Source organism: Staphylococcus ratti (assembly GCF_020883535.1).
Taxonomy (GTDB): Bacteria; Bacillota; Bacilli; order Staphylococcales; family Staphylococcaceae; genus Staphylococcus; species Staphylococcus ratti.
The window spans coordinates 1446418-1467557 of the sequence record NZ_CP086654.1; the positions used below are offsets into that span (position 1 = coordinate 1446418).

Below are 21140 nucleotides of genomic sequence, written 5' to 3' on the forward strand. Positions count from 1 at the left end.
ATTATAAGAAGTAACGTTGAATATCATTCCACGTTACGAGAATCATAATAATGACTACAAATATCGCACCTGCCGCAATAATTACAGTTTCTGCTTTTTTATTCGCAGGTTTTCTAAAAATAGCTTCGTATAATACAAATAAAATACGTCCACCATCAAGTGCTGGAATAGGTAAGAGATTCATAATTCCTAAGTTTACACTCAATATCGCTGTAAAGTTAATTAAAGTAATTAATCCTGTTTTTACAACTGTATCTACATTTTTATAAATCCCTACTGGGCCATTTAACATATCAAAACTAAAATCACCTGTAAAAATACTACCAATCATGCCCGCGACTGCTGTAAATATCAATTTACTGTACTCAACCGTTTGCGTTAGTCCGTAAACGAGTGGTTCAACTGGCGTTATTTCTCTTGTAGGAATAAATCCAAGTTGATAATCTGTCACTTTTTTCGTTTTCGTTATATTTTGTGTATATTTTTTAGGCGAAAACGTTTTACTATAGGTTTTACCATCGCGCTCAAACTTAATCGTTGTTTTTTCACCATTCGTCGCTTTCATTTCTTTCTTAATGTCACGAAGGTGCTCTGTAGTGCGACCATTGATTTCCGTAATAACGTCATCTTTTTTCAGGCCAATGTGCGCTGCCGGTGTATCCGGCGCAACTTCTTTCACTTTATTTGTAGGAGCGCCTTGTGCATAAGCTAAGCCAATAAATAACACAGCAGCTAAAATAAAGTTGAACAATGGTCCCGCAAATAGCGTTAAAAACTTTTGATATGGTTTTTTATGGGCAAATTGGCGCTCTCTCGGTGCAATTTGAATTAAGCTACCATTTTGAACAAAGAATGCTTTTTTAGCAATAGGATAATGATGTCTTTCTTGATCATAAGCCATAATGCCTTCAATAAATAGTGCTTCATTAAAATCGACCTTTTTAACTTCCATTGCTTCCATATGTTGGAACTTATGTTGATCATCTAGAATAATATGAGTAACTTCATCTTGCTCATTAAGTTTGATCTTAATATGCATACCCGGTTCAACAGGTGCTTCCTCCATGCCGTCTCCGGCCATTCGAACATACCCTCCAACAGGTAATAAACGAATCGTGTATAACGTTTCGTTTTTACGAAAACTTAAAATTTTCGGTCCCATACCAATTGCAAATTCTGGACACATAATGCCTGCACGCTTCGCAAAAAGCATATGGCCATATTCGTGCACAGATACTAGCAATCCGAAAACAAAGATAAATGCAATGATGGTTATCAACACAGACTACTACACCTCATATTCCTTATTTTTATAGTGCGCATCTAACGCTAAAATTTGTTCGAGCGTTGGCGCCATAATGACTTCATGTTCATCCATTTCTTTCTTTATCATACGTTCTATATCTAAAAAGCCAATTTCCTTATTTAAAAATTTAGCAACTGCAACTTCATTCACTGCATTTAAAACAACTGGCATCGTCCCACCAATTTTAATCGCTTCGTAAGCATATTGAAGACAACGATAGCGTTCAAAGTCCATTGCTTTAAAGTTCAATTGAGCGACTTCAGCTAAATTTAAAGCGGTTGCTTTATGTTCGATTCGATTGGGATATGTAAATGCGTATTGAATCGGCATGCGCATATCTGGTGTACCAAGTTGTGCCATCACACTCGTATCTACAAATTCCACCATAGAATGAATAATACTTTCTTTATGCAAAATCGTTTCAATTTGAGCAATATCTAAGTCAAATAACCATTTTGCTTCAATCACTTCAAAACCTTTATTCATCATCGTCGCAGAATCAATCGTAATTTTATGTCCCATCGACCAGTTAGGATGATTCAACGCGTCTTCCACCGTGACATTTTCTAAAGCATCACGTGTCAAATGTCGAAATGAGCCGCCACTTGCAGTAATGGTCACTTTCTTAATTTGCTTGTCATCTTCTCCGTTCAAACATTGGAAAATGGCCGCGTGTTCTGAATCGACCGGCAAGATATTCACATTGTATTTTCGTGCATGTGCCATTACTAATTCACCAGCAACGACAAGCGTTTCTTTGTTTGCTAATGCGATATCTTTGCCATTTTCAATCGCACGCATCGTCGGTGCTAACCCAACGCTTCCAAGTAACGCGTTAAGCACTAAATCATTCTTCTCATATGTCGCTACAGCAATAAGACCTTCATCTCCAGACACCACTTTGACATCGTAATTGGAAAATACGGCTACATCTTGAGGATTTTGAACCGATATAATCTCTGGCTGATGTTTTTCCACTACTTTTTGAGCAAATTCAATGTTTTTCCCAACTGTAAACGCAATAAGATTAAAATCATTAGGATGACGTTCAATGACATCAATGGCTTGTGTTCCTATTGAACCAGAAGCCCCTAAAATTGCGATATTTTTCATTATTTTCACTTCACCTTACATTTGAATTAAGAAAATATACATTAAAGGTAATACAAACATAAAACTGTCAAAACGGTCTAAAATCCCGCCATGACCAGGTAACAATCTGCCAGAATCTTTAACACCAAAGTGACGTTTAAATCCTGATTCCACGAGGTCACCTAATTGACCAAATGCACTCAATACGATTGTCACTATTAAAACCCAAAGTATACTGTAATCGAACTGGACAAAAAACATAAAGACAAGCGGCACGAGTAAACTGCATAATAAGCCGCCTATGAAGCCTTCTATTGTTTTGTTCGGACTAATGACAGGCCATAATTTATGTTTACCAAATGAACGCCCGAAAATATATGCCCCTGTATCTGTTAACCAAACGATAAGTAAACCGAATAAAATGTAATGTAAGCCTGCTTCACGTGTTTCATAAAAGTACATAAAACCAATACCAACGTAAGCAACAGACATAAGGCAAAATGCAGCGTCCATAAAACTAAATCTATTTTTGGACATTACTGTATAACTGAGTAATATAAAACTTAATGCAATCAATGACTTCTGTTGAAGGGTTGGGACCCAAGAATAGTCTTGCGGCAATAGAATCATAATCATCCCTATCGCGCTAATGAGTCCTGGTACAGAAAGCAATTGTATACGGTTCATATTTAACAACTCTTTGAGTGCAATCAAAGCAAGAATAAATGTAAAGCACATCCATGTCGTACCACCAATTAATAAAATTGGCAGAAATACGATTAACGCAACAATTGTTGTAATCGTTCTTACCTTCATAATCTTCTCCTATCTACAATCCCCCGAAACGTCTTTGACGAGATTGATATATTTTTATACATGCCACTAATTCGTTTTTATCAAAATCAGGCCACATTTTTGGATTGAAAATAAATTCACTATACGATAATTGCCAAATTAAGAAATTACTAATGCGTTGTTCTCCAGAAGTACGGATTAACAATTCAGGATCAGGATAATTGGCTGTCATTAAATACTTTTGAAACGTCGCTTCGTCTAAAGAATCAATATCCATCTCATCCGATGACTTCAAATCATGGATTAATGCTTTCATCCCTGAAATGATTTCAGCACGTCCACCGTAATTTATCGCAAATATAAGTGTAAGTCCGGTATTATGCGCAGTTTTACGTTTGGCTTCCTCAATTGCGCAAATCGTTTTTTCTGGGAGTTGCTCTGTAAAGCCTATTGTTTCAACTTTTACATTTTTTTCAATTAGTTCAGGTAAAAATGTATTTAAAAAGTTTACAGGGAGTCCCATAATATAGTTCACTTCTTCTTCTGGACGTGACCAGTTCTCAGTCGAAAAAGCATAAAGCGTTAAGTATTTAACATTCAAATCATTTGCCGCACGCGTAATCGTTTTAATCGTTTGCATGCCTTGATAATGACCTTTAATTCTTGGCATTCTTCTTTGTTTTGCCCAACGGCCATTACCATCCATGATGATTGCTATGTGTTTTGGTATATTATGTAAATCTAAAGTATCGACCTGAGATGATTTATCTTCATTGTTTTTAAATTTCTTAAACATGCATGTTCCTCCGAGCCTAATTACGTCTCATATTATTATAATCTTTAAAAAGTACAATTATCTACCATTTTATCACACTCAAATCACTCATTGAATTACAAAGAAAAAAACTGTACCAAAGTCTGATTCGGTACAGTTTTGCAAATGAATTACACAGACATGATATCCTTTTCTTTATCCGTAACTAATTGATCAATTTGTTTAATAGATTCGTCCGTTACTTTTTGAACATCATCTGAACCTGAACGCAACTCATCTTCAGTGATTTCGCCATCTTTTTCTTGTTTTTTCAATGTATCGTTTGCATCACGACGGATATTACGTACAGAAACTTTCGCATTTTCACCTGTCTTTTTAACGTCTTTTACAATTTCTTTACGACGCTCTTCAGTCAATGCTGGAACAGTGATGCGAATCACTTCACCATCGCTCGTTGGTGTTACACCTAAATTAGCTGCATAAATGGCTTTTTCAATGTCAGCTAATGCAGATTTATCATATGGAGAGATAACAAGTAAACGTGCTTCTGGTACGCTAATGCTTGCTAATTGTTGTACTGGTGTTGGTGCTCCGTAGTAATCCACATTAACGCCAGCCAATAAATTTGAATTTGCGCGACCTGCATTGATTTGCGCAAGTTCTCTTGATAAATTTTCGATTGATTTTTTCATTCGTGATTTCGTGTCTTGAATAATTCCACTCATAAGAAAGTCACCCCTAGATTATTTTGTAATAATTGTTCCAATTTCTTCTCCTAAAACGGCACGTTTAATGTTGCCTTCCTCCATAATTGAGAAAACGTTTAGCGGGATATTGTTATCCATACAGAATGAAGAGGCTGTAGAGTCCATGACTTGTAGGCCTTCTTGTAATAACTGTAAATAAGTTAAACGGTCATATTTCTGTGCGTTAGGGTCTACTTTAGGATCTGCAGAATATACGCCATCTACATTATTTTTGCCCATTAAAATGACATCTGCTTCTACTTCAGCTGCTCTCAATGCTGCAGTTGTATCTGTTGAGAAATATGGATTACCGATACCTGCTGCAAAAATAACTACACGTTTTTTCTCTAAATGTCTGATGGCACGTCGACGAATATAAGGTTCTGCAACCTGTTTCATCTCAATTGAAGTCAATACGCGTGTATCGCAGTCGAGTTGCTCTAAACTGTCTTGTAATGCTAATGCGTTCATGACAGTTGCAAGCATCCCCATATAGTCAGCAGTTCCACGATCCATTCCTAAATCGCTTCCCGTTTTACCACGCCAAATGTTACCGCCACCTACAATTACGGCAACTTCTGTATCCATTTTAGCCACTTCGGCTACTTGTTGCGCGATACTTTTAATAATTATTGGATTAATTCCAAATCCTTTGTCCCCTGCCAATGCTTCACCACTTAGTTTCAAAACTACTCGCTTATATTTTGAAGTTTCAGCCATTATAATAACCTCTCTATTCGTTTTATGTAAAACAATACAAGTAAAGAAGACACACGTGGTATCTTCCTTACACACAGCTTCAATATTTCTAAATTGAAGTCATGTAAAGGATGACACAAAAGGTGTCTTCTTTCTCATACTAAACCGTGTCTATTATTTCATTTGCCCTTTAACTTCATCAGCAAAGTTTTCTTCACGTTTTTCTAAACCTTCACCTACTTCGTAACGTACGAAGTCTACTAATTGACCACCTTTTGTTTTAAGGAATTGTTCAACAGTTTGATCTGGGTCTTTAACGAAATCTTGGTTAACCGCACAAATTTCTTGTAAATATTTGCGTAAACGGCCTTCAACCATTTTTTCAACGATGTTTTCAGGTTTGCCTTCGTTTAATGCTTGTTGCTTTAATACTTCTCTTTCGTGGTTGATTTCTTCTTCGCTTACTTGATCAGATGAAACGTATTTAGGGTTAATTGCAGCGATGTGCATTGCAACATCTTTTGCAGCTTCTTCATCAGTTGAACCTTCAATAACTGAAAGTACACCAATACGTCCACCCATGTGTAAGTATGCACCGAATGCATCGTTATCTGTTTTTGTACGAATTTCAAAACGACGTAAGCTTAATTTTTCACCAATTGTAGAAATTGCTTCAGTCATATGTTCAGAAACTTTTTTACCGTTTGGAAGTGTAGTTTCATTTAATGCTTCAACAGATTCAGCTTTCGTTTCAAGAATTTGGTTAGCAATTTCTTTAACAAGTTGTTGGAAACCTTCATTACGTGCAACGAAGTCTGTTTCAGAGTTGATTTCAACAATAACTGCATCGTTACCTTTTACTTCAACATGTGTGATACCTTCTGCTGCGATACGGTCTGCTTTTTTAGCAGCTTTAGCAATACCTTTTTCACGTAAATAATCAATTGCCTTATCGATGTTACCATCTGTTTCTTGAAGCGCTTTTTTACAATCCATCATACCAGCGCCAGTTTTTTCACGTAATTCTTTAACAAGTTTAGCTGAAATTGCCATCACTATTCCTCCAATATCATTTCATTAGTTATTTTAAAAAAAGGGGCTGGGACATAATATTGTTGTCCTAGTCCCTTAAAATGCTTTTATACTTAAAATTATCTTAGTGTGTAGCGCAGATGAAACTAAAACAAACTTCGGCTTCACATTGCCTTGAGCGGGCTTCTCAAAGCACGCTTGCGTAATATTTCAGTTTCATACTATCCGCGACACTGCACTGGGCAAGAAGACGAAATCACTTTAAACCATTTCCTCTTGCTCCCCATTTTAAGATGCTATTTATTTAGATTCAACTGTTTCTTCTGTCTCTTCAGTTGATGTTTCATCTTCGTTTAAGTCGATGTTTTGCTCTGCAGCAACTTCGTCGTTAGATACACCTTGTTGACCTTCTAAAATAGCGTCTGCCATTTTACCAGTTAACAATTTAACCGCACGAATCGCATCGTCGTTCGCTGGAATAACGTAGTCGATTTCATCAGGATCACAGTTTGTATCAACGATACCTACGATCGGGATGTTTAATTTACGTGCTTCAGCAATCGCATTGCGCTCTTTACGTGGGTCAACTACGAATAATGCTTGAGGCATTGATTTCATATCACGAATACCGCCTAAGAATTTGATTAAACGGTCGTATTCTTTTTTAAGTTCTACAACTTCTTTTTTAGGAAGTACGTCAAAAGTACCGTCTTCTTCCATTTTTTCAATTTCAGAAATACGTTTTACACGTTTAGAGATTGTTTTGTAGTTTGTTAAAATACCACCTAACCATCTTTGGTTAACGTAGTAGTGTCCAGCACGTTCTGCTTCAGATTTAACTGATTCTTGTGCTTGTTTTTTTGTACCTACGAATAAGACTTTACCGCCTTCTTCAGATACTTGCTTAATAAAGTTGTAAGCTTCTTCTACTTTCTTTACTGTTTTTTGTAAGTCGATGATATAAATACCATTTCTTTCAGTAAAGATGTACTTTTTCATTTTTGGGTTCCAACGGCGTGTTTGATGACCGAAGTGAACACCAGCTTCAAGTAATTGTTTCATTGAAATTACTGCCATGATTAAAATTCCTCCTATTGGTTAATATCCTCCACATGTGCTAACACAAAAACGGCAATACGCCGCACCCTTTTGCGTTTTGGCCTCATGTGTGTGTTTTGACTTTCTCATAGCCGCATATAAATATATCATAAAGTCCATACACATGCAACTAGTATTTATTATTCTGAACGCTTCAGCTCATCTAAAAAAGTTTCTTTCTTAACTTTAATAAATGTTCCTTTCATACCTAATGAACGTGACTCGATAACGCCAGCGCTTTCGAGTTTACGCAATGCATTTACAATTACTGAGCGTGTAATACCTACACGATCAGCCACTTTAGAAGCAATTAATAAGCCTTCTTTTCCACCTAACTCTTCAAAAATGTGGTCGATCGCTTCTTTTTCTGAATAAGATAATGAATTAATCGCCATTGAAATTGCCGCTTTGTCACGCGCTTCTGTTTCAATTTCATTATGTTTTTCACGTAAGATTTCCATTCCGATAACTGTAGCCGCATATTCGCCAAGTACAAGATCGTTTTCGCCAAAGTCATCAGATACACGTCCAAGTACTAATGTACCTAAGCGTTCGCCGCCTCCAATAATTGGGAAAATTGTCGTTCGAGAATCTTTAAATAAGTCTTCATTTTCTGGTGGGAATACAGAAAGTTCATTATCAATTCGAATATTAGATGATGTTTCATGTACATTCATCAATTTACTCGTATACGCTTCAGGCACGTGACGTTCTTCTAACATTTTTATAATGCGTTCATTTTTAAGTAACTCATTCAAGTTAGAACCTAAAATCTTACCACGTCTCGATACGATGAATACGTTCGTTACAGTCACTTTACTAATCGTTCGTGCAACATCTTTAAAATCAACCGAAATTCCTTTATGTTTTTGTAATAAACTACTTAATTCTCTTGTTTTAGATAATAAACCCATGTCACTTCTCCTTTTTTTATAAAATGAATTCACTTAAGTCTTTATTTGTTGAAATTGATTTCAATTTTCCATCTACGTACTGTGGCGTAATATCTACGTGTGCATTTGGCATATTAGGTGCTTCAAAAGATAAATCTTCTAGCATTTTTTCTAAAATCGTGTGTAATCTTCTCGCACCAATATTGTCTGTATCTTGGTTGACATGATAAGCCATTTCTGCCAATCGATGAATCGCCTCATCAGTAAAGTTTACCGTTACTTCTTCAGTTTCAAGCAACATCTCGTATTGTTTAATTAAAGAGAGTTTAGGTTCTTTTAAAATTCTTACGAAATCTTCAACAGTTAAACTTTGAAGTTCGACACGAATCGGAAATCTCCCTTGTAATTCTGGTATTAAATCACTTGGTTTAGAAACATGGAATGCGCCTGCGCCAATAAATAACATATGCTCAGTACTAACCGTACCATATTTAGTTCGAATCACGCTACCTTCAAGAATAGGAAGTATATCGCGTTGAACACCTTGTCTAGAAACGTCTTGTCCACCGCCATATTGACTATTCGTTGCTACTTTATCAATTTCATCAATAAAAATAATACCCATTTGTTCTGCAAGTTCAAGCGCTTCTTGATTTGCTGTTTCATGATCAATCATTTCTTCAGCATATTCATCAATTAAAATTTTACGTGCCGTTTTTACAGGCACTTCTTTTTCCACTTTTTTCTTAGGCATCAATTGATTCATCATTTCTTGCATTTGTTCGTTTTGTTGATTGCCGAACATACCTAATGCGCCTGGATCTTGTTCTACTTTAATGCGCACTTTTTCATTTTCAAGTTGACCATTTTTAAGTTGTACTTTAATATCGGAGCGCTTCGTTTTGATTTCTTCTGTTGGCGCTTCTTCTTCCTCCTCTTGGTTTTGACCAAAATTCGGTATTGCGCCTCCAAATAAAGACTCAAGTGGATTATTCGATGTTTGGCTCGCTTTTTTCTTAATACTTGGAACTAACAATTTGACGAGTCTTTCATTTGCTTTAGCTGTCGCTTCATCTTTAACCTCATTCTTTTTTTCATCTTTAACGAGTCGAACTGCAACGTCTACTAAATCTCTGACCATACTTTCAACATCACGTCCTACATAGCCAACTTCTGTAAACTTCGTCGCCTCAACTTTGATAAATGGGGCACCAACAATTTTCGCCATGCGTCGCGCAATTTCAGTTTTACCTACCCCTGTCGGTCCCATCATCAATATATTTTTAGGTGCGATTTCTTGTTTCACTTCATCTTCTAAAAGACTGCGACGATAACGATTTCTTAGCGCAATCGCTACTTTTTTCTTCGCTTCATCTTGTCCAATAATATATTCATCGAGTTTGCTTACTATTTCTTTTGGGGTATACTTAATGGCATTTTGATCCATACTTTAGAACCTCCGTTATAATTCTTCAACCGTAATATGGTCATTTGTAAAAACACAAATATCTGCCGCTACTTTGAGGCTTTCATACGCCATTTCTCGCGCAGATAAATGCGTCGCGTGTCGCTTCAAAGCACGTCCAGCGCTTAAAGCATAATTGCCTCCAGAACCAATCGCAATCAAATCATCATCTGGTGCAATAACTTCACCTGTACCGCTTACTACTAAAATATGATCTTTATCCATAACGATAAGCATGGCTTCTAGTTGGCGAAGTTGCTTATCTCCACGCCATTCTTTCGCTAATTCAACCGCTGCACGCTCTAAGTTGCCACTATATTGTTGCAGTTTTCCTTCAAACTTTTCAAATAATGTGAAGGCATCTGCAACGCTTCCAGCAAAACCAGCAATGACACGGTCTTGATATAGACGCCTTACTTTTTTAGCGGTCTGTTTCATAATGACTTGTTCGCCAAGAGTGACTTGACCATCACCAGCCATGGCTGCATGGCCATTATGTCTGACAGCATAAATTGTTGTTGCATGAATTGAAGAACTCATAAAACTTACTCTCCTTTTTTTGCACGAGGATGTGCATTTAAATAAACATTGCGTAAACGTTGATTAGACACGTGTGTATAACGACTTGTCGTAGATAAATTAACATGTCCCAATAAACTTTGAACCGTTCTTAAGTCTGCGCCGGCATCGAGCATGTGCGTCGCAAAAGTGTGTCGAAGCTTATGGGGATGAATAGACGACACGCCCGCTGTTCGCTTTACAATATCATTCAAAATATAACGAATTCCTCTTGTTGTAATCGGTTCACCTTTTAAATTCACAATTAATTTACCATGTGTCGTATTTTGAACAGGTTGAAAATGCTCAAGATAATCTTCGATGCTTTGTTTACAAAATTCACCAAACGGCACAATTCTCTCTTTACTCCCTTTACCCATCACTTTTAACACGCACATTGATAAATCAATATCGGAAATATTTAAATCAACTAATTCTGATACACGGATACCCGTAGCATAAAACAGCTCGAGTATCACACGATCTCGTCTCCCTTTTTTCGGATCTTCCCTTACAGTTTTAAATAATGCTTCCATTTCTTCGGTATAAAAAAATGTAGGTAAGTACGTTTCCTTTTTAGGATGCACGAGTTGTACAAACGGATTGACCATTTGTGTATCTTGTGTCATCCAAAAATTATAAAACGTACGTAGCGTTGAAATTTTTCTTGAAACGGTCGTTCGCTGTAATCCTTGATTGTATAACATTGCAAGGTAATTTCGTGCATCACGATATTCAAACTCTCGTAATGTTAACTGCTCTTGTTGTAAAAATTGATTGAATTGTTTCAAGTCATCTTCATACGCTTGCAATGTATGTTCAGAAAAAAATCTTTCCTGCTTTAACATAAGTAAAAACTGATGCTGGATATGTTCCAAAGTAAAAACCCCTCCATCATTAGCATTGTAGCATAATAATGAGGGGAGCTGCATAGATTATACATTGAATTTTCGTAGTTATCTAAATTTTGCTTATTTTGCCAATTTATTTTTTTATCTTTTACAGCGTTTGTTTAAATTTATCTAAATAAGTTAGTGCGCGATGCGCTAGTTTTTCATAACGTTCTTTCTTATCTTTAACACGTGCATCTAATGCAGGAACTAATCCAAAATTTGCATTCATCGGTTGAAAATTTTTGTTGTTATTCGCATGAGAAATATAATACGCCATACTACCAATCATCGTTTCTCTCGGAAAAACGACATCGCCTTTCTCTTGTATACGATGCGCAAGATTAATACCTGCAACCATGCCACTCGCCGCACTTTCAACATAACCTTCAACACCTGTCATTTGACCAGCGAAATAAAGGTCTTGGCGATTTTTGAATGCATAAGTTTCTGATAAGACTTCTGGTGAATTGATAAATGTATTGCGATGCATGACGCCATAGCGAACAATATCTACATTTTCTAAACCAGGAATAAGTTGAATTACTTCTTTTTGTGCGCCCCATTTCAAGCGTGTTTGAAAACCTACGATATTATAGAGCGTCCCCGCTGCATCGTCTTGTCTAAGTTGTACGACAGCGAAAGGACGTTTTCCAGTTTTTGGATCTTCTAATCCTACTGGTTTCATCGGTCCAAATAAAAGTGTTTTAGGGCCGCGGCTTGCCATTACTTCAAATGGCATACAGCCTTCGAAATACTTTTCTTTTTCAAAATCTTTACTCGGTGCAACTTCAGCTTCCAATGCCGCCTCGTAAAAACGATTAAACTCTTCTTCTGTCATAGGGCAATTTAAGTATGCGGCTTCACCTTTATCATATCGAGATTTTAAATACACTTTATCCATATTAATAGAGTCTTTTTCAATGATAGGTGCGGCAGCATCATAGAAATACAATTGATCTTCTCCTGTTAGTGCCACAATTTCTTTAGCCAATGGTTCCGTAGTTAATGGCCCAGTAGCAATAATTGTAGGTCCTTCTGGAATAGACGTAATTTCTTCATTTTTAACATTTACATTGGGATGTTGTTTTAACGTCTCTGTTACATAGCCAGCGAAATCGTGTCGATCAACGGCTAATGCCCCTCCTGCAGGCACACGTGCGTTATCTGCAGCAGCGATAATTAATGAATCTAAACGACGCATTTCTTCTTTGAGTACCCCTACGGCATTTGTAAGTGCGTTGCCTCTAAGCGAATTTGAACAAACAAGCTCCGCAAATTTGTCTGTATGATGCGCAGGTGTTTGTTTGACCGGACGCATTTCATATAAATTGACTTGAATGCCTCTTTCAGCTAATTGAAAAGCTGCTTCAGAACCAGCTAAACCCGCACCGATTACATTAACTGTAGTCATGCGATTTCCTCCTTATTTTTGAACTTTCTCTTTATAATCACAATTTGAACATACGACTTGTGAAGTACGTCCTTTTTTCGCTTCCACAAGATAATGATTACATTTAGGACAATCTCGTCCTACTGGTTTATCCCAAGTGACAAAATCACATTCTGGATAACGACTACAACCGTAAAAAATACGATTTTTCTTTGATTTACGTTCAACTACGTCGCCTTCTTTACACGTTGGGCATTTAACTCCTATAGGTTTAACAATCGCTTTCGTATTACGGCAATCAGGAAAATTAGAACATGCCATAAATTTTCCATAGCGTCCCATTTTAATGACCATAGGGCTACCGCATTTTTCACAATCTTCACCCGCAGGCTCGTCCTTAATTTCAATTTTTTCCATTTCGGATTCTGCGCGTTCGACATCTTGCTTAAAGCTATTGTAAAAATCGCTAACTACTTTTTTCCATTCCATTTCACCATCTGCAATTTTATCAAGTAGCGTTTCCATATTTACAGTAAAGTCTACATCGATAATCTCAGGAAAATAATCTTTCACTTGCTCGTGTACGATTTCTCCTAATTCTGTTGGAACGAATCGTTTATTCTCACTTTTAACGTAGTTACGTTTTTGAATGGTGTCAATCGTTGGTGCATAAGTAGATGGACGTCCAATTTTGAGCTCTTCTAACGTTTTAACTAGACGCGCTTCTGTATATCGTGGAGGCGGTTGTGTGAAATGTTGTGCCGGATCAACTTTAGTAGCTATCGCAACATCTCCTACTTTAAGCTCTGGTAGCCGGTTTTCTTTTTCTTTATCTTTGTCATCATTCTCTTCCACATAAAGCGTCATAAATCCTTTAAATTTAATCGTTTGCCCGTTAGCTCTAAACTTCACATCATTTTGCGTTAAATCAACTGCTACAGTATCCAAAATTGCCGGTGCCATTTGGCTTGCTACGAAACGTTCCCAAATCAATTTATAAAGTCTATATTGATCTCGTGTCAAGAAAGGCTTCATTTCTGATGGCGTACGAAGTGTACTTGTTGGACGTATTGCTTCGTGTGCATCTTGATCACCTTGCTTGCCTTTAGAAACTGCTTTGGTTAAATAAGCTTCACCGTATTCTGATTTAATGTAACTTTTAGCTTCAGCTTGTGCATCTTTTGAAATTCGTGTCGAGTCTGTACGCATATACGTAATTAAACCAATCGTACCTTTACGTTTTAAATCGATACCTTCATACAACTGTTGCGCCACCACCATTGTCTTACGCGCTTTAAAGTTCAATTTACGTGCCGCTTCTTGTTGTAAAGTTGAAGTTGTAAATGGATGCGCTGGTCGACGTGTCTTTTCTTTCTTCGTTACGTTCGTAATTTCAAACTCATTACCATCTAATGCTTTTGTAATCACTGCGACATCATCTTTCGTCGATAGCTTAAATGGCTTACCTTTATAATGAAGAAACTTGGCAGTGAATTTTGATTTTTTATGTCTAAATTCGCCTTCAATAGACCAATATTCTTCAGGTTTAAAATGACGAATTTCATTTTCACGATCAATGACTAATCTTAAAGCTACAGATTGAACACGACCTGCAGACAATCCTTTTTTCACTTTCTTCCATAACACTGGTGAAATGTTATAACCTACAAGCCTATCTAATACACGTCGTGCTTGTTGTGCATCAACAAGCTCCATTTCTATACCTCTAGGGTTTTTGAAACTTTCTTTAACCGCATCTTTTGTAATTTCATTAAATACGACACGATTTTCTTTACTATCCTCTAATTCCAATATATGCGCTAAGTGCCATGCAATTGCTTCACCTTCACGGTCGGGGTCACTCGCTAGAAAAACTTTTTTCGCTTTTTTAGCATATCTTTTTAAATCTTTAACGACCGGACCTTTACCGCGAATGGTAATATACTTAGGGTCATAGTTGTCTTCTACATCGACACCCATTTGACTTCTTGGTAAATCACGTACATGTCCCATAGAAGCCACAACTTTATATTTTTTCCCTAAATACTTTTCTATCGTTTTAGCTTTTGCAGGCGATTCAACTATGACAAGATTATCTGCCAAAGCAGTTACCCCCTTGCTATTTCTGTTTACAAAGATAAATGATAAACGCTTATTTTTATATTTGTCAATCTTTTGTATTCATTTATTGTTAAGGTTCACTGAATTGACGTATTCATATCTTTCAAAATATCCTCCGCTGATAAGACGATTTCAGCACCTTCTTTTGCTCTTAATAAATTTCCTTTAGTGTGCAGATTAAACATATCACCAGGCAAAACATAGACATTTCTATTTTGTTCTAAAGCTTGATCTAAAGTGATTAACGCCCCGCTTCTTTCTTTAGCTTCTGTAACGAGTACACCTTGACACAAGCCGCTTATAATGCGATTGCGCTCTGGAAAATGATGCCGTGCAGGTCTGGTAAATGGCGGATATTCACTTATCGTAAGGCCATGAGCTGTTGTTTCCATTAAATGGCGTAAAGGTTCTGTAACTTTAGGATAATGGTGCGCATGACCAAATCCTAAAACACCTATAGTCGGAAAATGATTTTTTAGTGCATATCGATGCGCAAGTGCATCTGTCCCTTTAGCAAGCCCTGAAACAATTACCAAAGGCATATGGCTCATATTTTGTAACAAATAACCAATTGCACGTTCACCATATGATGTATGTTCTCTAGCACCAACTATAGCTAATTTATAATAACGAAAAGTATTTAATAATGGTAGGTTGCCTTTACAATAAAACAACAATGGTGGACGATAAATTTCTTTTAATAATTGAGGGTAAATCGTATCAAAAATAGTAACTGGCTGTATATCATTACCATATAATCGTTCTTGAATCTCATTAATATTAAGTGTTTGAAGCCTTAAATATTTTTGATGCAAATGTGGTTTAGCGTGGATAAGGGGGTGATTGCGAAGGAAAGGAATTACGTCGAATGATAAGTTTACTTTAGGGTCATCTAGTAGCTGATACATATGTGCTGTCGTAAAACCTGCATAACTCAACTTTAATAGATTTTTTAATATCAATCATGTCACCTCAACATCATTGTATCGCATCGCTTGCGGTATAAATGTGTCTAAAATAAGTATTAAAATTGCAAATTCAAATAATTTTATGCGATACATGATTAAACAATATCGCACCGCCCGTTAAAGTGATACATTTTTATAGTGCGCTTTGTAAGTTTGGTTATTATTTTGGGGTTCTTCAGTTTATATAGCTGGATGACATAAGTTGTCTTGACTTTTTATACAAAAATAGCGGTGAAGTGTTCTATCAATAGAGAACTGCTTCACCGCACATATTAGGCTATTTTATTGATTACTTTTTAACTGTTAATAACTGCTCATAAATACCTGCATCTTTGGCTGCTTGAATTAATGTAGCACCAATTTCTGAAGGTGTGTCTGCAGTTTTAACGCCACAAGCGTTAAGTGTTTTGATTTTTTCATCAGCAGTCCCTTTACCACCTGAAATAATCGCTCCAGCGTGGCCCATACGTTTTCCAGGAGGCGCTGTTTGACCACCAATGAAACCAACAACCGGTTTTTTCATATTGGCTTTAATCCATTCAGCTGCTTCTTCTTCAGCTGTACCACCGATTTCGCCAATCATCACTACAGCGTGTGTATCTTCATCTTCGTTAAATGCTTTTAACACGTCGATAAAGTTTGTACCGTTAACAGGGTCGCCGCCGATACCTACAGCTGTCGATTGTCCGATACCTTCTTCAGTTAATTGGTGAACCGCTTCATATGTCAATGTACCAGAACGTGATACGACACCTACATGACCTTTTTTATGGATATATCCTGGCATAATACCAATTTTCGTTTCGTCAGAAGTGATGACACCTGGACAGTTCGGTCCAATTAAACGCGTCTTTTTACCTTCTAAATAACGTTTTACTTTAACCATGTCAATTACAGGGATGTGTTCTGTAATACAGATAGCTAAATCTAATTCAGCATCTGCGCATTCTAAAATTGCATCTGCCGCAAATGGTGCTGGTACATAAATTACCGAAACATTTGCTCCTGTTTCTTGTTTTGCTTCTTCTACTGTATTGTATACCGGTACACCTTCAACAACTTGGCCACCTTTACCTGGCGTCACACCTGCTACGATTTGTGTACCATATTCTAACATTTGTTTAGTATGGAAAAGGGCAGTTGACCCTGTAATACCTTGTACGATTACTTTTGTATTTTTATCAACAAATACACTCATTTTCGTTGTCCCATCCTTTCCTTACGCTTCGTTTACAAGTTTAACAATTTTTTGTGCACCTTCAGCCATTGTTGTCGCTGGCTCAATTGCTAAACCTGAATCTTCTAAGATTTTTTTGCCGATTTCCACATTTGTACCTTCAAGACGTACAACTAATGGTAATGTTAAATCTACTTCTTTAACTGCCGCTACAATACCTTCTGCAATAACATCACAACGCATAATACCGCCGAAAATGTTAACAAAAATACCTTTAACATTGCTATCACCTAAAATGATTTTGAATGCTTCGGTAACTTTTTCTTTTGTAGCGCCGCCCCCTACGTCAAGGAAGTTTGCCGGATTACCATTAAAGTGGTTAATCGTATCCATCGTCGCCATAGCTAAACCAGCACCATTAACCATACAACCAATGTTACCGTCTAAAGCAATGTAAGATAAGTCGTATTTAGAAGCTTCGATTTCTTTTGCATCTTCTTCATCTAAATCGCGTAATTCTAGAACATCTTTGTGACGGAACAACGCATTATCATCAAAGTTGATTTTTGAGTCTAAAGCTAAAACATCGCCTTCACCTGTTAAAACAAGTGGGTTGATTTCTACGATAGAACAATCTTTTTCGATGAACACATTGTATAAAGAAATTAAGAATTTCACCGCTTTGTTCACTGATTCTTTTGGAATATTGATGTTGAAAGCAATTCGACGTGCTTGATAAGGTGCTAAACCTACGACTGGGTCAATTGTTTCTTTGAAGATTTTCTCAGGGTTTGTTGCTGCAACCTCTTCAATCTCCGTACCGCCCTCTTCAGAAGCCATTAATGTTACGCGATCAGTAGCGCGGTCAATAACGAAGCCAACATAATATTCTTTTTGAATATCAGCACCTTCTTCGATGTAAAGGCGTTTCACTTCTTTACCTTCTGGGCCTGTTTGATGTGTAACTAACACTTTGCCTAATAATTCATTTGCATATGTTTCTACTTCTGATAAAGATTTAGCAATTTTAACACCGCCAGCTTTACCACGACCACCCGCGTGAATTTGGGCTTTTACTACATACACATCACTCTCTAATTCTTTCGCTTTTTCCACAGCTTCTTTCGCTGAGAAAGCCACGCGCCCCTCTGGTACTGCTACGCCCATTGAGCGAAAAATTTCTTTTCCTTGATACTCATGGATATTCATACTCCATCCTCCTGTTTCTTAAGGTTAAGTTCATTTCATATTATAGGAAATGTAAGCGCTATTGTAAACAGATAGACCCTTGTTTTTCCACATCTTAATCGATATTTTGGACTCAATTGCAACAAAGGAAACAAAGAAAGTGGCAACTGAAATATAGAATTTTTGTTTTATCTTGAAAACATCTCATATGTAGCTCAATATCGTTAGTTCAACGAAATACACACTTGTACAACACACTTTTCCGCTTAAATCGTTATCCTAATCAATAAAAAAGCGAGATAATCCACTCTTACAAGTTTCTTATCCCGCGCTTTCCAAATGATTATTTATCTGTTTGGAATGTTACTTGTGTATCCTCATCCATAGGCACACTTACAATTTTTTGATCTTCTTCTGTCGATTCTACAACGAATTGATGCTCTTTTAAAATACGAATTAAATCTGATTGAGATTCTTTTTCTATTGATACGTTTAAGTTCGATTCGATTTCTTCTTTAATCTTTCTTAATTTACTTTCGTTTTCAGTGATTTCAGCATCAGTTTCTTCAAAATGTACTAAAACAGTGTATAGTTTTTGTAAAGTTTCATCCATAAGCAATTTTAATTCCTTTCTTTTCGGACATACTCCCATATTAAAACAGTTCGCTTCTGATTTCAAAACGTTTAATTGTCACTTTTTAAGAATAGTGTGTTTTGATGGGCTCAAATGACATGCGATGAATAGGTGTAGCGCCAAATTGTTTTAAACCTTCTAAATGTTTTTTCGTGCCATATCCAGCATTATTTTCAAAATCATAATGTGAAAATTGTTGGTGGTATTCTGCCATTAGATCATCACGATACACTTTTGCAATAATACTCGCAGCCGCAATGGAAACACTTTTTGCATCTCCTTTAATAATCGACTGTTGCGGTTGCTCGATTTTTTCTAATTGCATCGCATCAATTAAAAAATGCGTTGGTGCAATAGCCAAATTTTCAATAGCACGATACATTGCCAATTTTGTCGCTTCATAAATATTATATTTATCTATTTCTTCAGGAGAAGCTTCGCCGATTGCCCATGACCTCACTTGTTTTTTTAAGTGCTCATTTAAGTTGCTTCGTGCTTCTTTCCCTAACTTTTTAGAATCGTTAATCCCGATATAGTGATGTTCAGATTCAAGCACGACTGCACATGCAACTACAGGGCCTGCAAGTGGCCCTCGCCCCACCTCATCAATGCCACAAATAAGTGCCTCTGGTTGGTGTTTTAAAATCTCGTTTTCGTAAGTACACATACGGGCATAATCAATGTGCAGTTGTTCATTTTTTTGAATGTATTTCTGTTGACGAACAAACGCTTTTTGAACACCTTTTCTCTCATCTTGATAACTAGGGTGTTGCTTCAAAGTATCAAGTGTAGTTAAAAGTGCGATCTCTGCTTCAATTTCTCGAATGGTTTTAGCTTTCATGTGTATCCTCACTTGCGATGAAGCTATCATATAAATCAAAACAATATGTCCCTATTTTGGCATTGCGTATATCATAAATAATCAATTCAATTACCGCTTCATAATCTACTTCATTGCCACGTTGAAGAAGTCCACGTTTACGACCTATCGCGTCAAACCACTCCAGATTTTCCGCGTCTTTTGGCACATCAATTTTATAATGCGCTTTCAATCTATCAACATCGTGTGCTTTTAAAAATTCTAATCCATAAATAGCGACGTCATCTAAATGTACAATACTATCTTTAATTGCCCCGGTTAAGCTTAGTTTTTTTCCTACTACTTGGTCTTCAAATTTAGGCCATAAAATCCCCGGTGTATCTAACAATTGAAGGGATTTGCCGACTTTTATCCATTGTTGTTGTTTCGTAACACCAGGTTTATTACCAGTTTGTGCAATGGCACGATTTGCTAATTTATTAATTAATGTTGATTTGCCGACGTTAGGTATCCCTACAATCATTGCGCGGATGGCACGCGGTTTTAATCCTTTAGCTTTTTCTCTAGTCATGCGTTCTTTCGTAGCTTCGATTGCCGCTAATTCAACTTGTTTTAACCCCTTGCCATGTTTTGCGTCTACTGCAACGGGAATTGCTCCTTTTGCTTTAAAGTATGCTTCCCACTTTGTCATTTCATTTAAATTTGCCATATCTTTTTTATTCAAGATCACGACACGTGGTTTTTGTTGAATAACTTCATCAATCATTGGATTTCGCGAACTATATGGAATACGCGCATCTACAAGTTCAAATACTACATCCACCTTTTTTAGTTGCTCAGTTACTTCCCGTTTCGCTTTTGCCATATGTCCTGGATACCATTGAATTACCACTGCGTATCACTCACTTTCATTCTATCTTTTGCATATAATATTTCACGCACTCCGTTACTTTTGTGTTATATTTATCATAGTTTTAACCACATATCAAAATTTTGTTCGTGTGCGTTTAAAATCTTTTTTCAAACATAAGTATAATTGTTTTTTACGTCAATGGCTATCCCAATTGGGATTTAAGCAGAATAGAAAGAAAGTAGGAATTGTAGTGTTTAAAACAGACAGAATGTACGAACTGATCCGTTTTGTTATTGTTGGTGGTATCAATACGTTAAATTACTATATTGTTTATTTATTGTTACTGTATCCGCTTCATGTACATTACCTCGTCAGCCACATTACAGGTTTTGTAGTCGCTTTTATAGTGTCTTATTATTTGAATTGTTATTTTGTATATCGTGTGACACCCACATTGAAGAAATTCCTAGCGTTTCCATTAACACAAGTGATTAATATGGGAACACAAACATTATTGATTTTTGTTTTTGTGAATTACTTTCACTTTAAAGAATTCATTGCACCATTCGTTGGTTTAATCATTACGATACCGATAACGTTCATTTTATCCAAATATATATTAAAAGATTAATATTTG

Annotated in this window: 21 protein-coding genes; 1 reads left to right on the forward strand and 20 read right to left on the reverse strand. The window is 36.6% G+C overall.

Going from position 1 to position 21140, the window contains the following annotated elements; genetic code table 11:
• Nucleotide 1 precedes the first annotated feature (1 nt).
• The 20 genes from rseP to ylqF all read right to left on the reverse strand — a co-directional run bounded on the left by rseP (nt 2) and on the right by ylqF (nt 20542).
• Nucleotides 2–1282: an RIP metalloprotease RseP gene (rseP, locus tag LN051_RS06950; protein ID WP_229291822.1), complete on the reverse strand. Its 1281-nt coding sequence runs from the start codon at nt 1280–1282 to the stop codon at nt 2–4.
• Nucleotides 1283–1288: 6 nt separating this feature from the next.
• Nucleotides 1289–2419, reverse strand: coding sequence for a 1-deoxy-D-xylulose-5-phosphate reductoisomerase (locus LN051_RS06955; RefSeq protein ID WP_229291823.1), 1131 nt, complete (start codon nt 2417–2419; stop codon nt 1289–1291).
• Between the two features lie 15 nt (nt 2420–2434).
• On the reverse strand, nt 2435–3214 hold the full coding sequence (locus LN051_RS06960; RefSeq protein ID WP_229291824.1) for a phosphatidate cytidylyltransferase: 780 nt from the start codon (nt 3212–3214) through the stop codon (nt 2435–2437).
• Nucleotides 3215–3227: 13 nt separating this feature from the next.
• Nucleotides 3228–3989, reverse strand: a complete 762-nt coding sequence (locus LN051_RS06965) for an undecaprenyl pyrophosphate synthase (RefSeq protein WP_229291825.1) — start codon at nt 3987–3989, stop codon at nt 3228–3230.
• Nucleotides 3990–4138: 149 nt separating this feature from the next.
• Entirely contained in the window at nt 4139–4693 is a 555-nt protein-coding gene (gene frr, locus LN051_RS06970) for a ribosome recycling factor (protein ID WP_229291826.1), read from the reverse strand.
• Nucleotides 4694–4711: 18 nt separating this feature from the next.
• Entirely contained in the window at nt 4712–5434 is a 723-nt protein-coding gene (gene pyrH, locus LN051_RS06975) for a UMP kinase (RefSeq protein ID WP_229291827.1), read from the reverse strand.
• A 153-nt stretch (nt 5435–5587) separates the two neighbouring features.
• The gene (tsf, locus tag LN051_RS06980) at nt 5588–6469 is read right to left on the reverse strand and encodes a translation elongation factor Ts (RefSeq protein ID WP_229291828.1); all 882 of its coding nucleotides are present in this window, start codon (nt 6467–6469) and stop codon (nt 5588–5590) included.
• 276 nt (nt 6470–6745) lie between these two features.
• Complete coding sequence (rpsB, locus tag LN051_RS06985; protein ID WP_229291829.1) at nt 6746–7522, reverse strand: 30S ribosomal protein S2; 777 nt, start codon at nt 7520–7522, stop codon at nt 6746–6748.
• A gap of 161 nt (nt 7523–7683) precedes the next feature.
• Complete coding sequence (gene codY, locus LN051_RS06990) at nt 7684–8457, reverse strand: GTP-sensing pleiotropic transcriptional regulator CodY (protein ID WP_229291830.1); 774 nt, start codon at nt 8455–8457, stop codon at nt 7684–7686.
• A 16-nt stretch (nt 8458–8473) separates the two neighbouring features.
• The gene (hslU, locus tag LN051_RS06995; protein ID WP_229291831.1) at nt 8474–9883 is read right to left on the reverse strand and encodes an ATP-dependent protease ATPase subunit HslU; all 1410 of its coding nucleotides are present in this window, start codon (nt 9881–9883) and stop codon (nt 8474–8476) included.
• A 15-nt stretch (nt 9884–9898) separates the two neighbouring features.
• The gene (hslV, locus tag LN051_RS07000; RefSeq protein ID WP_229291832.1) at nt 9899–10441 is read right to left on the reverse strand and encodes an ATP-dependent protease subunit HslV; all 543 of its coding nucleotides are present in this window, start codon (nt 10439–10441) and stop codon (nt 9899–9901) included.
• A gap of 5 nt (nt 10442–10446) precedes the next feature.
• Nucleotides 10447–11337 (reverse strand): tyrosine recombinase XerC, encoded by an 891-nt coding sequence (gene xerC, locus LN051_RS07005; protein ID WP_229291833.1) that lies wholly within the window; start codon nt 11335–11337, stop codon nt 10447–10449.
• 121 nt (nt 11338–11458) lie between these two features.
• On the reverse strand, nt 11459–12763 hold the full coding sequence (gene trmFO / locus LN051_RS07010) for an FADH(2)-oxidizing methylenetetrahydrofolate--tRNA-(uracil(54)-C(5))-methyltransferase TrmFO (protein ID WP_229291834.1): 1305 nt from the start codon (nt 12761–12763) through the stop codon (nt 11459–11461).
• Nucleotides 12764–12775: 12 nt separating this feature from the next.
• The gene (topA, locus tag LN051_RS07015) at nt 12776–14845 is read right to left on the reverse strand and encodes a type I DNA topoisomerase (protein ID WP_229291835.1); all 2070 of its coding nucleotides are present in this window, start codon (nt 14843–14845) and stop codon (nt 12776–12778) included.
• A gap of 95 nt (nt 14846–14940) precedes the next feature.
• A complete protein-coding gene (dprA, locus tag LN051_RS07020) occupies nt 14941–15771 on the reverse strand; it encodes a DNA-processing protein DprA (RefSeq protein WP_420854007.1) in 831 nt (276 codons plus the stop codon).
• A gap of 349 nt (nt 15772–16120) precedes the next feature.
• Entirely contained in the window at nt 16121–17029 is a 909-nt protein-coding gene (sucD, locus tag LN051_RS07025; RefSeq protein WP_229291837.1) for a succinate--CoA ligase subunit alpha, read from the reverse strand.
• A gap of 21 nt (nt 17030–17050) precedes the next feature.
• Nucleotides 17051–18217 (reverse strand): ADP-forming succinate--CoA ligase subunit beta, encoded by a 1167-nt coding sequence (sucC, locus tag LN051_RS07030; protein ID WP_229291838.1) that lies wholly within the window; start codon nt 18215–18217, stop codon nt 17051–17053.
• A gap of 322 nt (nt 18218–18539) precedes the next feature.
• A complete protein-coding gene (locus tag LN051_RS07035) occupies nt 18540–18809 on the reverse strand; it encodes a hypothetical protein (protein WP_229291839.1) in 270 nt (89 codons plus the stop codon).
• Nucleotides 18810–18894: 85 nt separating this feature from the next.
• Entirely contained in the window at nt 18895–19671 is a 777-nt protein-coding gene (locus LN051_RS07040) for a ribonuclease HII (RefSeq protein WP_229291840.1), read from the reverse strand.
• Nucleotides 19661–20542 carry a ribosome biogenesis GTPase YlqF gene (ylqF, locus tag LN051_RS07045; RefSeq protein ID WP_229291841.1) on the reverse strand — a complete coding sequence of 294 codons (882 nt, stop codon included), beginning with the start codon at nt 20540–20542 and terminating at the stop codon, nt 19661–19663. Before ylqF ends, LN051_RS07040 begins: the two co-directional genes overlap by 11 nt.
• A 229-nt stretch (nt 20543–20771) precedes the next feature.
• On the opposite strand from ylqF, the gene LN051_RS07050 reads away from it, so the two are divergent.
• Nucleotides 20772–21134, forward strand: coding sequence for a GtrA family protein (locus LN051_RS07050; protein ID WP_229291842.1), 363 nt, complete (start codon nt 20772–20774; stop codon nt 21132–21134).
• Nucleotides 21135–21140: the final 6 nt, after the last annotated feature.